The organism is Adhaeribacter soli (genome assembly GCF_008727925.1).
Lineage (GTDB): Bacteria > Bacteroidota > Bacteroidia > Cytophagales > Hymenobacteraceae > Adhaeribacter_A > Adhaeribacter_A soli.
Genome location: NZ_VTWT01000004.1, coordinates 338888 through 353908 on the forward strand (window position 1 = coordinate 338888; position 15021 = coordinate 353908).

Consider the following 15021-nt stretch of genomic DNA (forward strand, 5'->3'; position numbering starts at 1 on the left):
CTTATTATTAGAACTGAGCGTTCAGTATGTATAGTTTAGAATCGAAAGACCTGCATTTATATTACGGCGATTTTCATGCGCTGAAAGGTATTACCATGGGCATGAAGAAAAACGAAGTAACCGCTTTTATCGGCCCATCCGGTTGCGGAAAATCCACGTATCTCCGCTGCTTCAACCGCATGAACGACCTGATCGACAACGTGCGCATAGATGGCGAGGTGCTGGTAGACGGCGTGGATATTTACCAGAAAAGCATTCTGGTAGACGACCTTCGCACGCACGTGGGGATGGTTTTTCAGAAGCCGAATCCGTTCCCGAAATCTATTTTTGAAAACGTAGCCTACGGCTTGCGCGTGAACGGCACCAAAGACAAGAACCTGATCGCCGAACGGGTGGAAACCTCGCTGAAGCAGGCTGCCTTGTGGGATGAAGTAAAAGACAAACTGAAGAAATCGGCGTTTGAACTTTCCGGCGGACAACAACAGCGCCTTTGCATTGCCCGCGCCTTGGCCATAGAACCTTCCGTGTTGCTCATGGACGAACCCGCTTCCGCACTCGACCCGATCTCAACGGCCAAGATCGAAGAACTGATCTACCAGCTGAAAGAAAATTACACCATCATTATTGTAACGCACAACATGCAGCAGGCCGGCCGCGTGAGCGACAATACGGCTTTCTTTTACATGGGCGAACTGGTGGAGTACGGCAAAACTAAAAATATCTTTACGAGCCCGAAAGATACCCGCACCCAGAACTACGTAACGGGCCGTTTCGGGTAAGCACTTTTTCAGGTTAAAACCGTACCGCTTCGTAATGTAAATAGGTCTGAAGGAAGGCACGATGGCAGGGTTTCTGACAAGCCGATCTTTTTGCCGGCCTCCTTCAACTTGCTTTCATCCGAAAAAAAAGGTAGGTTTTAGTAGTGAAAAAGTAAGCTGAAAATAGGAACAGATAATTGCAAAAGCATTGAAAAGATGAATCATTTAGATAACGAGATAGCCCGGATCAAATCCAGAGTTGCCGAAATGTGGGAACTGGTGGAATACCAGGTACGGTGCGGCCGGGAGGCTTTGATAAACGGCGATAAAGGTCTGGCCGAAACGGTAATTAAACGCGGCAAAAAAGTAAATAAGTACGATTTGAAAATTGACCAGATGTGCGAAAACATGCTGGCTTTATTCAACCCGCTGGCCGTAGATCTACGCCTGATCCTGGCAATTCTGAAGATCAACGCTAACCTTGAACGCATCGGCGATACAGCCGAAGGCATCTCGAGCCTGATCATTGAATCGGACATGCCATTCGAGGAAAACCTGATGGATATGAGCCGGGTACTGGAAATGTACGATGGCGCTTTACTGATGCTTGCGGACGTGAAAAAAGCGTTCCTCACGGAAGATACCCAGCTGGCCAAAATGGTAATGCGGCACGACAAAGCCCTGAACAAAATTCACCGCAACACCGATAAAATTATCATTTCCTACATTCAAAGCCACGGCGACAATATTGACCAGAGCTTAAAGGTAGCCGGCATTATCCGGAAGCTGGAACGCATCGGGGACCACGTTACTAATATTGCGGAAGAAATTGTTTTCTATATAGATGCCAAAGTGCTGAAACATAAATCCAAACCCTGGAAGGTCAAGCGTAGTAAGTCGAATCTGCAGGGGGATGAGCCGGAAGCTGGCAGTTAATTGAGATCATAAGCCCGCTTAAAACCGAAAATCCGTTGACAGAAGTCAACGGCAATAGAGAAAATACAAGATTCTATTTAGCAACTTCCATTATTTGTAATAGCGCAAGCGTCCGCTTGTGCTCTCTACTTGTGCTTTAATTATAGCAGACCAGGTAATTAAGCAAGCACAAGCGGACGTTTGCGCTATAATCCGCCAAAATTTTTATCTAATGGAATCCGGTACGCACGAATTGGTATAAGATAATCAGGAAGCAGGCTTCGTGTTTGGGAACAACTTGGAAATGATAAGATGTCGTGGTAATACGTCAAGGTTACCTGTCAATTCAGCTTATCCATTGCCGTTGACTTCAGTCAACGGAAGTTCGGCTTAATCGTGGTGGTATTTTTCACCGCGGAGAATGGTAAAGCCCCGGTATAACTGTTCGGTGAAAAAGAGCCGTACCATCTGGTGCGAGAACGTAAGGCGGGAAAGGGAAATCTGCTCGTTGGCACGCTGATAAACCGCCGGCGAAAAACCGAAAGGCCCACCGATTACGAAGATCAGGTTACTGTTTACGGTGTTCAGTTTCTTCTGCAAAAAAACGGCAAATTCCTGAGAAGAAAAGTTCTTTCCTTTTTCGTCGAGCAGCACCAGTTGGTCGCCTTCCTGCACTTTCTGCAGAATAAGTTTGCCTTCCTCTTCCTTTAGTTTTTCAGGCGTAAATTTCCCGCCCTGCTTTATATCCGGAATTACGATCAGCTCGAAAGGAGTGTAATGCTTCAGCCGTTTCAGGTATTTTTCAATGCCTTCATCCAGGTACTTTTCATCGGTCTTGCCAATTGCAATCAGTTTTATTTTCATTAGGGTTGGGTACACTACGCAAATTCAGGGGCAAAAATAAGCAAAATCAATTAGCCTGTCAGAATGCTCTATTCAAGTTTGCTATTCAACAAAAAAGCCCCGCATTCACGGGGCTCTTTTGTTTTAAATTGAATTCAGAAGAAACCTTAAAGGTACTCCGTCTTTAGTTCTTACTTCTTTTTCGCCGGGGCTTTAGTCTTCGGTTTAGCAGCATTTCCGGCAAAGCCACGCTTCTGCATCAGGGCTTCCACTTTCGGGTCGCGGCCACGGAAAGCGCGGTAACCTTCGGCCGGATCTACGGTATTTCCTACCGAGAAAATGTGGCGGTTCAGGTTAGCAGCTACGGTTTTGTCGTATGGTCCTGTACCCTCAGTAAAGGCACCGAAAGCATCGGCAGTCAGCACATCGGACCACAGGTAACTGTAATAGCCGGCTGAGTAGCCGTCGCCGGAAAACACGTGAGCGAATTGCGGGGTGCGGTGACGCATCACGATCTCTTTCGGCATGCCCAAGGCGGCCAGGGTTTCGCGCTCGAATTTATCCGGATCGATTTTCTGATCGCCGGCCAGGTGCAGTTTCATATCGATCAGAGCGCTGGCCAGATATTCGGTCGTTTCAAAGCCTTCGTTAAAGATGCTCGCCTTTTCAATACGATCTACCAGCGTTTTCGGAATTGGCTGACCAGTCTGGTAATGCAGCGCGAAGCGGTTCAGGACTTCAGGCGTGGAAAGCCAGTGTTCCAGCAGTTGCGAAGGAAACTCTACGTAATCACGCACTACTGACGTTCCGGCCAGCGACGGATAGGTTACGTTGGAAGCAAGCCCGTGTAGCGCGTGCCCGAATTCGTGAAAAAGGGTAGAGGCATCGTCCCAGGAAATGAGTACCGGCTCGCCGGGGTTACCCTTCACGAAGTTAGAGTTGTTCGATACGATGGTGGTGATCTCGCCGTTCATGCGCTGCTGGTCGCGGTAAGCGTTCATCCAGGCACCGGAACGTTTGCCTTCGCGGGCATAGGCATCGAAGTACCACAGGCCAATGTGTTTGCCGTTGGTTTTATCTTTCACTTCCCACACCTGCACATCCGGGTGGAATACCGGCACGTTGTTGATCGGGGTAAAGTTGAAGTTGAACAATTCGCCGGCTACCCAGAACATGCCTTCACGGAGCTTATCGAGCTGGAGATATTGCTTTACTTCGTTCTGATCGAGGTCGTATTTAGCCTTGCGCACTTTCTCGGCATAATACCGGTAATCCCAAGGCTCGATGGTAATTTTCTGACCTTCTTTTCTGGCCAGGGCCTGCATATCGGCTACTTCTTCTTTTACGCGGGCCGTAGCTGGTTTCCAAACCGCTTCCATCAGTTCCACGGCGCGTTGCGGAGTTTTGGCCATGGTATTTTCCAAGCGCCAATGGGCGTGGGTTTCGTAGCCTAAAAGTTTGGCGCGTTCCGCCCGAAGCTGCAGAATTTCCGTGATAAGGGCATTGTTGTCGTGCTCGCCGCCGTTGTCGCCGCGGTTCACGAACATGCGCCAGGCTTTCTCGCGGAGGGCGCGGTTATCGGAATAAGTCAGGAACGGATCTACCGAAGAACGCGTGTTGGTAATCACCCATTTGCCGGGCATCTTCTTTGCCGCTGCCGCGTTGGCAGCAGCATCCTTCAGGGACTGCGGCAAGCCGGTCAGTTCGCTTTCTTTTTCCAGCACAAGAATTTCGTTCATCTCATCGGCCAGCAGGTTCTGTCCAAAATTGGTATAAAGGCCTGCCAGTTGCTGGTTAATAGCCGAAAGCCGGTTTTTTGCGGTAGCGTCCAGTTTCGCGCCGGAGCGTACGAAACCGGTATATTGTTTCCAGGTCAGACGTTGCTGTTCCGGGGTAAGCTTGCCTTTTTCCGGCGAATTATATACCGTTTCAATGCGCTTGAAAAGTTTCTCGTTCTGGTTTATCTGATCGGAAAAGGCAGCCAGTTTCGGGGCCATTTCACGTTCCACCGCCTGGAATTCAAGATTGTTCATGTTCGAGCTCCAGATGCCGTAAATGGTAAGCACCCGTTCCAGCGCCTGACCGGTACGCTCTAAAGCAGCAATGGTATTCTCAAAATCCGGAGCAGCCGGATTAGCGGTAATTTTATCTATTTCAGCCAGGTTATCGGCCATGGCCGCATCAATGGCCGGTTTAAAATCAGCGATTTTTATTTTGTCGAAAGGCGGTACTCCACCGTAAGGGCCGGTCCAGGAAACGAGCAAAGGGTTAAGAGCAACCGCCGGCTGACTGGTATTTGCTGGCTGAGAAGTAGCAGAAGAGGTGGTGGTTTTGGTGGTATTTACGCAGTTGGTAAACGTTAAGAGGGTAAACGCAGTAGCTGCAGGCAGCACGCCAAAATAAGAAAACGGTTTTCGCATAGTTTGTTTCTTCGGACTGTTTGTTATGAAAGTTTAGGTTTTTGTCCGCCTAAGTTAACGCTTAAATCGGGGAATTCTTGCAAAGTGTGGTTTTTAAAGCCGCTGAATAATGGTATAAGAAATGTTAAATGCTTTGTTGGAAGTTTAAGGGTAGGAGCTATTCCAAGTGAATTCCTGCTGAAATTATTCTTCCGAAAACTTTATGTTAATGCCGGGACTCACGGGAGTTAGTAACTGCCGTTAAGCAAGGCGGATTGTCTGAACTATGATTTATAAGATTTGTGTGATTTTTATGATGGGCAAGGTGTTTTGCTAAAGGTCTAATTGCGGTGCTACTGTGGAATGTGAGAAAGGAATTTAGAAGTGCAACCATAGTTGCTGCCATAAGTGAAGGTTAGGTTTTGAAAACTTTCAAAAGGCTGCAATCGCAATCTTTTTCTTATTTGAATACGGTTCGCTCCATTCCCTAATTCGAAGTAATCCTTTTCGGAAATAAAAATCCTGTCTATCCATTCAATTCCTAAAATTATGTTCAAACAAATTTACGCTTCAGAGCATGAATCGGTCCGGGTTCGAAAATCTGAACTAGTGCATGACCTATTTACTTTTTAGAAAGTGGGATTACAAATCCCACGGCTCGGTTAAGACGGGATTACAAATCCCGTCAAGCAAATTCCCCGTCAAGCAAATTCTAATAATTAATTTGGTCGAGTACTAGCAATAATGAAAAAGCGGGCAGTTTAAAGAATGGTCTTCTTCTCAAAGGAAGCATCCGTCAGAAAAAAACAAACCGGCCTTACGTTTGCATCGCAGCTTCCAAGCGCTCTATTCAAATCTTTTTGTTATATTCCAACTTTATTCCTTCGCCTAAATTTTACCCACAAATCCGTTTAAATGGCGTTTCTATTTATTATAGCAATTGTGGTTGCGGCGTACATGATCGTAAATGCACTTTCGGGGAAGATCCAGGAAATCCATTTTCGTTTCGATGCGCAAAACCGGGAACTGCAGCGCATCCGGGAGGAACTGGAAAAGGTTTCTGAAAATCTGAAAACCAGACCCCAGGCTCCGCCACCTGTTGCTCCGGAAGTCCGGCCGGCAGCTGCTCCAAAAGACCAGACTGCCCCAATTCCGCCGGCGCCGGTTCGGCCTGAAAGTCCGTTGGAAGAAGCGCGCCGGATAGCAGCCTTTAAAGCCCCGGAACCTGAAAAAACGGTACCTCTAGCGCCGGAAAAACCAATGGTGGAAGAACGAGTGCCTGCTGCCCCGGCAATGGCGTTTTCGCCGCCGGCCGGTGCCGGAAGTTTTGGGCCGCCTGCTGAGCCCGTTACACCGGAGGAGCCGGAACTTACCATTATGGAACGCTTCCGGCAGAACAATCCCGACCTGGAGAAATTCATTGGCGAGAACCTGATCAATAAAATCGGGATTGCCATTCTGGTACTGGGCATCGGGTACTTCGTGAAATTTGCCATCGATAAAGACTGGATCAACGAGATCGGGCGGGTTTGCATCGGAATTTTAGCGGGCGGTTTGCTCATTGGGGTTGCCCATTACCTGCGGAAGACTTTTACGGCCTTCAGTTCGGTGCTGGTAGGCGGCGGCCTTGCGGTGCTGTATTTTACCATTGCCATTGCTTTCCACGAATACCACTTACTGAGCCAGACGGCTGCCTTTCTGGTGATGGTGGTGATTACCGGGTTTTCGGTGCTGCTTTCTGTTTCCTATAACCGGATAGAACTGGCGGTGCTGGCTTTGCTGGGCGGCTTTGTAACGCCGTTTATGGTAAGTACCGGCGAAGGAAATTACCAGGTGCTCTTTACCTATATCCTGGTGCTGAATGTGGGCATGCTGGCGCTGGCGTACCTGAAAGGCTGGAAACTGCTGAACTGGATTTCCTATGCTTTTACCGTACTGTTGTTTGGCGGCTGGCTTTCTACGAAGGTTTTCAATGCAACCCATGCGCCTTATCTGGGAGCCCTGCTTTTTGCCTCGCTTTTCTACCTGGTCTTTTTCCTGATGAATATCATTTATAACCTGAAGGAACGTACCCGTTTTGCCCCGGTAGATTTCAGCATTCTGCTCAGCAATACCTTTTTCTATTACGCCGCCGGCATGGGCCTGCTGGCCAACGTGCAGCAGGGGCTTTACCAGGGAATTTTTACCGTGGCAATCGGGCTCTTTAATTTTGGATTTGCCTTTTACTTTTTCCGCCGCGGCCACACCGACCGCAACCTGATCTACCTGCTCATCGGGCTGGTAATTACGTTCATAAGCCTGGCGGTGCCGGTGCAGCTCGAAGGAAATTACATTACCATGTTCTGGGCGCTGGAGGCGGTGTTGTTGCTGTGGCTGGCGCAGCGTTCCGGCCTGAAAATAATTTATACCGGCTCGTTTGTGGTAACCGGCCTCATGCTCATCAGCCTGCTGATGGACTGGAATAATGTTTACATGGCTTATGCGCCGGGCACATCGCTCCGGATCTTGCTGAACAAAGGTTTTATTACCAGCCTGCTTGCCGGCATCAGCCTCTGGGTCACTTCCCGCTTGCTCCGGCACGAGACCTCTCCGTTAGTGCTGGGCCGTTACGAATTTAATTTAACGTATTACCAGCGTTTTCTTTTCATTTCCCTGGCCCTGGTAACCTATATTTCTTTGTTGCTGGAGTTGCAGTATCAACTCAAAGTTTTTGTGAGTTCTGGCTTTAGCCGGAGCCTGATTCTGGGTACGTACAACCTGGCCTTCATGCTGGGGCTGTTGGTGTATGCCGAATGGAAGAATGCTCTTAAGCTCACTTCCTGGGCGCTGGCCTTCGGGGCGTTGGGAATAATCCTGTACGTTTCGGTTTACAATACCTATGTTTACCAGTTGCTCCGGGCGCGGTTGCTGTACCAGGAGCCGGGTTTTGCCGGTTTCCCTTTCCATTATCTGAACCTGTTGCTCACCATTGGTATCATGATTTTGGGTTACCGCCAGAAGCCGCTGCTGGAAACGGTCTGGCCGAGTTCGGCGAAATTCCTGGCCTGGAGTTTTAGCGTACTGGTGGTTTTTATGGCCAGTTCCGAATTGCTTTTTCACGTGCTGTGGCTGAAGATGCCGGAGGCCGGAGTAGGGCAGATAAACCTTCCAACTGTAGCAAACGAGCTGGCAGAAAGATGGCATTCCCTGGTCCGGCAAACAAGCAAAGTAGGGTTTCCGATCTTATGGGGGATCTGTGCGTTCGTATTTATGTTCATCGGCCTGGCCCGGAAAAACCAGCAGCTGCGCATTTTCTCGCTTTCGCTGTTTGCCTTTACGTTGGCAAAGTTGTTTCTGTACGATATCCGGGGGATTTCCGAAGGCGGTAAAATTGCGGCCTTTATTTTCCTGGGCGTGGTGCTGCTGGTGGTTTCCTTTATGTACCAGAAGATAAAAACCCTGATCCTGAAAGACGATAAAACCGGGGAAACGGAGGGGGCTGCATGAAGCGAATTTCAGGCGTAGTTTTTTTGCTGTTTTCCCTACGGTTTGCTCTTGCGCAGGGAACCGATTTTAAAGCCAAACTGGAACCGGCGCCGGCAACCGGGTTTTACCGGGTGCAGCTTTCTGCGGAGGTATTAGCCGGCATGAATGGCAACCTGCAGGCCATAAGGATTTACGATTGGAAAAACCGGGAAGTGCCTTATCTGCTGGAGCGCGAAGAACCGGTACAGACCCGCCGCTATTTTCGCGAATATCCGGTGGTTGAGAAATCGTTTGCCGGGAAGAAAACTACGCTGGTTTTGCGCAACCCCGACCAGAATGCCATCAGCAACATCAGCCTGGTTATAAAGAACACCAACGTGGTGAAACAAGCCGACCTGAGCGGCAGCAACGATGGAAAAACCTGGTATGCGCTGGAAGATAATTTTGTTTTACAATCGGTAGGCGGTACGGAGCAAACGTCGGAGGTAAAATCGCTGGAATTTCCGCTGAGCGATTACGGATTTTACCGCCTTCAGATAAACGATTCTTTAAGCGCGCCGCTGAATATTCTGGCAGCCGGTTACTACGATTTCGAATCGGCGGAAGGCAATTACACTGAACTGGAAAACCTGAAAATTACGATCCGCGACAGCAGCGAAGTGAAACGCACTTACATCCGGATCTCAGCTGCAAACCAAATCCTGCTGAACCGGCTGGCTTTTACCATCGATTCCCCGGCTTTTTTCTTCCGGAATGCTACTGTTTTTGAAAAGCAAAATTCGGTTGATCGCCGGGGCCGGAGACAGGAGCAACTGGTTCCGATCAAAACGTTTCAGCTGCGCTCCGATAGTAAAAACGTGCTCGATTGGCCGGATCTGCATGCCGGAGATCTGTTCCTGAAAATTGAAAATGCCGATAATCCGCCCCTGAAGATCAGGGAAGTGAAAGCCTTTGTCCGGAATGTTTACCTGGTAGCCGAACTGAAAGAAAAGCGGGCCTATGAGCTGCGTTTTGGCAGTTCCTATCAAGCGGCGCCTTCCTACGACCTGCAATATTTCCGGTCTGGTATTCCTGAAAATCTAACGCTTGTGCAGGTACGAAAACCGGAATTCTTTTCCGGGGCTGCCGCAGCAGAAGCGGAAACAGAAAGCCCTGCTTTTTTCAGAGATAAGCGATTGATCTGGGTAGCATTGATTCTGGTGATCGGTTTTTTAGGATACATGACTTTCCGGATGTTGCAGGAAGTTAAGGAGAAGTGAAAACCGCCGGATTAATACTAAGCTTATAGGTGACATCTTTTCAGAAATTCAATTATGAATCGGGTATTAATCGGGAGTCTTCATTTAAAATAAGCCGAAAAGTAATTTCAATTTTTATTTAAGTAAGTTAAGTGGACAAATTTAGGTTACCCTATTATTTCCATTTCTTTTCTGTCATTCTGGAAGAATCTTGTGGATTCTAAACTTCGAACGCATGATTCCTTACAAAATGACAATCGTAGTAGTTTAAATGAATTCAGTCACGGTACTTATTAATTTTTATACAGACTTTCCTTGTGTGGATTTATAATTTAACCGCAGTTTGGAGTAATAATATTGCTAAATACGCCTGCCTTAAAACGAAAATAAACCATGACTGACCAGTCAACTTTTTTAACCAAATGGATACCCTATAAACTCAAATTTCAGGAGCAGGAAGTTCTGGTAAACTGGCTTTACGTAGGGGATAAACGGTTTTCCGAACCTTTCTTCGACGAAACCATCAGCAAATGCCTGAGCCTGGAATATAATTCCAAAGGGTTTACAATGCAGACCTCGCTGGAATTTATGATCGAAGCGGCAGAAACGATAAACGCGGTAGAGCCATCTGCCTTCATTTTTCACGTGTCACGGTGCGGCTCAACCTTGCTGGCGCAAATGCTGGACCAGGAACCTTCGCACATAGTGCTGGCCGAAGTGCCTTTTTTCGACGATCTGCTACGTTTGCCTTATAAAACGAAAATAGCCCCGGCACTGCTTTCGGAAGCGTTTCAGGCAGCCATCCGGCTGATGGGGCAGCGCCGGACCGGTACCGAACATAAGCTTTTTATCAAGCTCGATAGCTGGCACCTGTTTTTCTACGATCTCATTCAGCAGCTTTATCCGGAAGTGCCGAAAGTTTTTCTTTACCGCCGGCCGCTGGAAGTTTTGCGCTCGCACCGGAAACATCGGGGCATGCAGGCTGCACCGGGCGTGATCGAGCCGCAGCTTTTTGGCTTTCCGGAAAATGAAGTATTTACCGATCTGGATGTTTACACGGGGCGGGTGCTGGAGCGTTATTTCGAAGTGCTGAACCAGTTAGCGGAAGCGGGGCAAAGCGGGCTTTTCCTGGATTATGCAAGCGGTGCTTCCGCCATGTTCCATGAGTTAAGCAATTATCTGAACTTGGAGCTTTCCCCGGAAATACGGGAGCAAGCCATTGCCCGGAGCACGTTTCATTCTAAATTTCCCGATAAACCTTTTGGGGAAGTTCAACCGGAGGAAAACCTTCCGCCATATTTACTTCAAGCCAATCTGCTTTACGAATCGCTGTCTGATAGAACGGCCTTGGTCCGGAAAGAGCATGTGCCGAATCTTTAAGTTTCAAGGACTTTTTACCCCTGAATCATATCGTTTTCCGGTAACGAAGAGCTTATGCCAAAGGATCTGAAAATGCCAGTTCTTTTTCCCGGAATTCCTGTTCCAGAGTAGCTGCCAGGGTAAGAGTAGCTTCAGTATTTTGCAGGCGGAGGTTCTGGATCGTTTGCCGTTTCAGTTCTTTTTCCCGATCCCAAAGTTCTTTTTCCGAAACCATGTTTGCCGCGCTTTCTGAATGCTGAAAAACAGACCGGAGCCAGTCGTTTACTTCGCAATCTATTACCAGGTGAATCCGGTCTGTCTGGCCTTTATTGCTTAGCCGGTGGGGGAGGTTGGCATTTATGTACCAGCATTCGCCTTCCTGCATTTTCAGCAAATGGTTGTCGAGGTAAAACGCTACCTTCGGGTTGGTAAAAACCGGAATGTGCAACCGCGCTTCCCCATTCTCGAAAGCCAGTTCCAGGTCGCGATGTTCTTTTATAACCGCCCCACTTTTCAGATTCAGCAACCGGACCGATCTTTTTTCGCAAGCCAGGGAGTTCAGGAATCGTTCTATCTCCGGGCACTGGGCCAGTATTTCCGTATTGGCAAAATCCCCATGTTGTACCTGGTCGGCAAAGGCTTGCTGGCTGTTTCCGTTCAGCCCCCGGAGCACTAATACGTCCCAGCTGCCTTCGTAATCGTGGCGGTTGTAATGCGGTAGCCACTGGTTGTTTAAAAGCAAATTCACTTCTTTTTGTATCTCCCGGATATTGGCAGTTAGGGGCAGTCGGGCAAAACGGATCATAAGGGTGCTGTTTAAGATTTACTTTCAGAATAAATTTCAGGTAAAATATTAGGCTTTCAGGCGATAAAAGTCCGGGCATTCTGGGAGCAAGTTTAAAATTCATCCTTTGCGCTGCAAATTTCCATTACCGGAACCTGCGTTCGTCTTTTTGGAGCACCATAGCCCTGCTATGCTGCTCCAAAAAGCCTTCTTCAGAACCCGGTACTGAAAATTTTCGCTTGCAAAAATGAAATTTAAACATGCTCTGAATTAAAAATAAACCGGATTCTTTCCGCTCCGCTTAATTGGCAAAACTGGCTTGTTGCGGAATCAATAATAAGAATTACAGCGCAATGGATTACGAAAATATTCAAAGAACTGGAATAAAAAATTAGAAACGACTTCTGCTGCAACCAGGGAAGGTTTCTGGTTAGGTACGTGGTAATTTTATTATAAAACTTAGAAAATTATTTGTTTTCTATATAAATGCATTACTATATTGCTTGCAAATAACACATTCGTATGAAAATGCGTCCTGTATGCTGAGGGTTTATCGCTTTAAATATAAGCGTATTATAGGTTTTTGAAGGGTTAGGTACGTTGTGCGTGTTATTCCGGGATTAAATTTCAGGAGTTGGGATAACAATTTAGAATATTCCGGCTCTGAATTAAGCCTTCTGTTCGGAGTCACCTTTTATAACTTAAATAACCGTTTTAAACCCTTTAAAAAATCAAAAAACGATGGATGAGTACTTAGCCATGATCAAAATTTTTGCCGGCAATTTTGCCCCGCGCGGGTATATGTTATGCCAGGGGCAGCTTTTAAACATTTCCTCCAATTCTGCCTTGTATTCTTTACTGGGCACTGTCTACGGCGGCAACGGCACCACCACCTTCGGTTTACCCGATCTCCGCGGCCGCATACCCGTAGGCACCGGACAGGGAGCCGGAATTCACAACGTTATCCTGGGCGAGGTGAATGGCGCCGAATACGTAACCATTACCCAGGCCCAGATGCCGGCTCATAACCACCCGGCCCAGGTATCGGTAGCGCCACCGGTAAATGCCGACAGCGCCAACACCGAAACCCCGGAAGGCACTTACATGGCCATCTCCAATTCGCAGATCTACACCGATACTCCTGGTCAGGGACAAGTAGGAGGCTCATTTCCGGCACAGGCTACCATCGGAATAGCGGGGGGAAGCCAACCTTTGCCGATCCGCAACCCTTACCTGGGTATGAACTACATTATCTGCACCATGGGGCTTTATCCTTCCCGCAATTAATACTTCCCGGAATTAAATAAGATAAGAATACCATGGATGAATATTTAGCAATAATTAAAATGTTTGCCGGGAATTTCGCACCCCGGGGATTTGCCTTTTGCCAGGGACAAATCATTAGTATAAACAGCAACATGGCGCTGTTTTCTTTGCTGGGTACTGTATACGGCGGAGATGGGGTAAATACGTTTGGTTTGCCTGACCTTCGGGGACGCATTCCGGTGGGCACCGGGCAGGGGCCGGGCATGCATTTAATTCAACTTGGCGAGATGGCTGGTACCGAATACGTAACCATTCTGCCTTCTCAGATGCCAATGCATACCCACCCGGCTCAGGTTTCGGTTCAGCCGCCGGTAAATGCCGATAGCGCCAACACCGAAACCCCGGAAGGCACCTTCATGGCTATCTCCAATTCCCAGATCTATACCGATACGCCCGGCTCCGGTCAGGTCGGCGGCGCTTTTCCGGCGAAGGTTACTATTGGCGTGGCCGGGGGAAGCCAACCTTTGCCGATCCGAAACCCATACTTGGGAATGAACTATGTAATTTGTACGGAGGGCGTATATCCTTCCCGGAATTAATTTTTTTTACAAGTGTACAGGCTTACTTTTTAAAGTAAGCCTGTTTTGTTTTTACAGCTATGCATGAAATAAAAATAGGCGTATTGCTTTGCCGGTCAACCCTTTACCCCACCATTTCTGCCGATATTTTTACCGGAATAAAAGCGGGGCTTAAACAGTTCGGTTTGGGCAATGCAAAAGTGATAATGGAAAATGTAGGTTTTGGCGGGGTCGAAGATGAAGTGTATGCCAAAGCCGAAAAACTGGTGCTGCAGGAAGAAGTACAACTGCTGATCGCATTTCTCGACCATTTTGCCGCCGTTAAGCTCGATTCGCTGGTCAATAATTCAGGTTGCCTGCTGCTCGTACTGGACCCCGGTGGCAACGTTCCGGTAGAGAGCCAGGCTGCTGCCAATCGTTTTACGCTTTCCCTGCAGGCAGCGCTCGGCAGCCGCATCAGCGGAAAAATGGCAGCCGGCAATAATAACCCGAAAAGTATTTTTGCCACTTCCTTTTATGAAGGCGGTTACCTGGGCTGCTACGCCTTTGTCCGGGGGCTGGAAAAAAGTGGCGGGTCGGTTTGCTACAACGACGTTATTCCTTTCCGGTTCGAAAACTATAATCCCCAACTAATCAGGCAGGCTATTGAGCAGCAGCAACCTTTTTCCGTTCTGGCTCAGTTTAGCGCCGAGGCCGGCGGTATTTTCCTGAAGGAATTTGCCGCCCTGGAAGCCCATCAGAAAACCAGATTATTCGTTTCGCCCTTTTTACTCGAAGAAAGCTGGCTGGCTACCCAACCGTTTTTGTTCGAAAATATAGAAGGCTGCACGGTTTGGTCAGAAGAACTCGACCTGCCCGAAAACAAGCTGTTTCTGGAAACCATGCAGCAGGCCGGCAAGAAAGGCAATATCTTTTCCCTGTTGGGTTGGGAAGCCGGCCAGTTCTGTTCGCGTGTGACAGAAATTAACGGCGATGCCGGCAACTGGCAGCCGGAAGCTTTAGAAAAATTAAGCCGGTTAACCTTTAACTCGCCCCGTGGCCCCCTAACTCCGCATCCGGAATCGCATTATTTTATCAGCCCTATGTACCGGGCAAAGGTGGTTGCAGCCAGCCAAACCAATACCTGTAAGCTGGAGGTGCTGGGCGAAGTGGAAAATATAGGGCAGGAATGGCAAGAATTTCTGGCAGACCTGCCGGAGTCTACCTTCTCCCGCTGGACCAATACTTATTTATGTTTGTAACTTGTGATGTTGTAACATCAATTTATTAATTTAGCGCTTGCTTCTTCGGACTCTTTGGTTTTCTCATTCCGGATTTAGCAGGGCAGTTCATATTTAAATCACCTTTGCCAAAAGTACGCCTATAACGGTGCGGGAAGAACCTGAAAACCAAGAAAGTACCTGGTAGCTTGTTTTG

11 protein-coding genes are annotated in these 15021 nt (G+C 48.1%); 8 read left to right on the forward strand and 3 right to left on the reverse strand.

Translation table 11 applies throughout. The annotated features are described in order from the left end of the window. Nucleotides 1–26: 26 nt before the first annotated feature. Nucleotides 27–779, forward strand: a complete 753-nt coding sequence (gene pstB / locus F0P94_RS09470) for a phosphate ABC transporter ATP-binding protein PstB (protein ID WP_150903642.1) — start codon at nt 27–29, stop codon at nt 777–779. Nucleotides 780–974: 195 nt separating this feature from the next. After that, complete coding sequence (gene phoU, locus F0P94_RS09475; RefSeq protein WP_150903643.1) at nt 975–1694, forward strand: phosphate signaling complex protein PhoU; 720 nt, start codon at nt 975–977, stop codon at nt 1692–1694. Nucleotides 1695–2063: 369 nt separating this feature from the next. Here phoU and rlmH read toward each other — a convergent pair whose 3' ends face one another. Both rlmH and F0P94_RS09485 read right to left on the reverse strand, forming a co-directional pair. Further along, nucleotides 2064–2537: a 23S rRNA (pseudouridine(1915)-N(3))-methyltransferase RlmH gene (gene rlmH / locus F0P94_RS09480; RefSeq protein ID WP_150903644.1), complete on the reverse strand. Its 474-nt coding sequence runs from the start codon at nt 2535–2537 to the stop codon at nt 2064–2066. A gap of 170 nt (nt 2538–2707) precedes the next feature. Next, complete coding sequence (locus F0P94_RS09485; RefSeq protein WP_150903645.1) at nt 2708–4936, reverse strand: M3 family metallopeptidase; 2229 nt, start codon at nt 4934–4936, stop codon at nt 2708–2710. 894 nt (nt 4937–5830) lie between these two features. Here F0P94_RS09485 and F0P94_RS09490 point away from each other — a divergent pair. The 3 genes from F0P94_RS09490 (at nt 5831) to F0P94_RS09500 (ending at nt 10998) form a co-directional block, all read left to right on the forward strand. Then, entirely contained in the window at nt 5831–8401 is a 2571-nt protein-coding gene (locus F0P94_RS09490) for a DUF2339 domain-containing protein (RefSeq protein ID WP_150903646.1), read from the forward strand. Next, on the forward strand, nt 8398–9639 hold the full coding sequence (locus tag F0P94_RS09495; protein ID WP_150903647.1) for a DUF3999 domain-containing protein: 1242 nt from the start codon (nt 8398–8400) through the stop codon (nt 9637–9639). The genes F0P94_RS09490 and F0P94_RS09495 overlap by 4 nt, the downstream gene beginning before the upstream one ends. Before the next feature lie 372 nt (nt 9640–10011). Then, nucleotides 10012–10998 (forward strand): sulfotransferase family protein, encoded by a 987-nt coding sequence (locus F0P94_RS09500; protein ID WP_150903648.1) that lies wholly within the window; start codon nt 10012–10014, stop codon nt 10996–10998. Nucleotides 10999–11050: 52 nt separating this feature from the next. Here F0P94_RS09500 and F0P94_RS09505 read toward each other — a convergent pair whose 3' ends face one another. Then, nucleotides 11051–11782 (reverse strand): aspartyl/asparaginyl beta-hydroxylase domain-containing protein, encoded by a 732-nt coding sequence (locus tag F0P94_RS09505; protein ID WP_150903649.1) that lies wholly within the window; start codon nt 11780–11782, stop codon nt 11051–11053. 720 nt (nt 11783–12502) lie between these two features. Between F0P94_RS09505 and F0P94_RS09510 the strand changes: the two genes are divergently transcribed. Genes F0P94_RS09510 through F0P94_RS09520 form a run of 3 tightly spaced genes read left to right on the forward strand, consistent with a single transcriptional unit; the run spans nt 12503 to nt 14846 of the window. Beyond that, nucleotides 12503–13048, forward strand: coding sequence for a phage tail protein (locus F0P94_RS09510; protein ID WP_150903650.1), 546 nt, complete (start codon nt 12503–12505; stop codon nt 13046–13048). A 32-nt stretch (nt 13049–13080) separates the two neighbouring features. After that, nucleotides 13081–13626 carry a phage tail protein gene (locus F0P94_RS09515; RefSeq protein WP_150903651.1) on the forward strand — a complete coding sequence of 182 codons (546 nt, stop codon included), beginning with the start codon at nt 13081–13083 and terminating at the stop codon, nt 13624–13626. A gap of 59 nt (nt 13627–13685) precedes the next feature. Continuing rightward, complete coding sequence (locus F0P94_RS09520; RefSeq protein WP_150903652.1) at nt 13686–14846, forward strand: ABC transporter substrate-binding protein; 1161 nt, start codon at nt 13686–13688, stop codon at nt 14844–14846. Nucleotides 14847–15021: the final 175 nt, after the last annotated feature.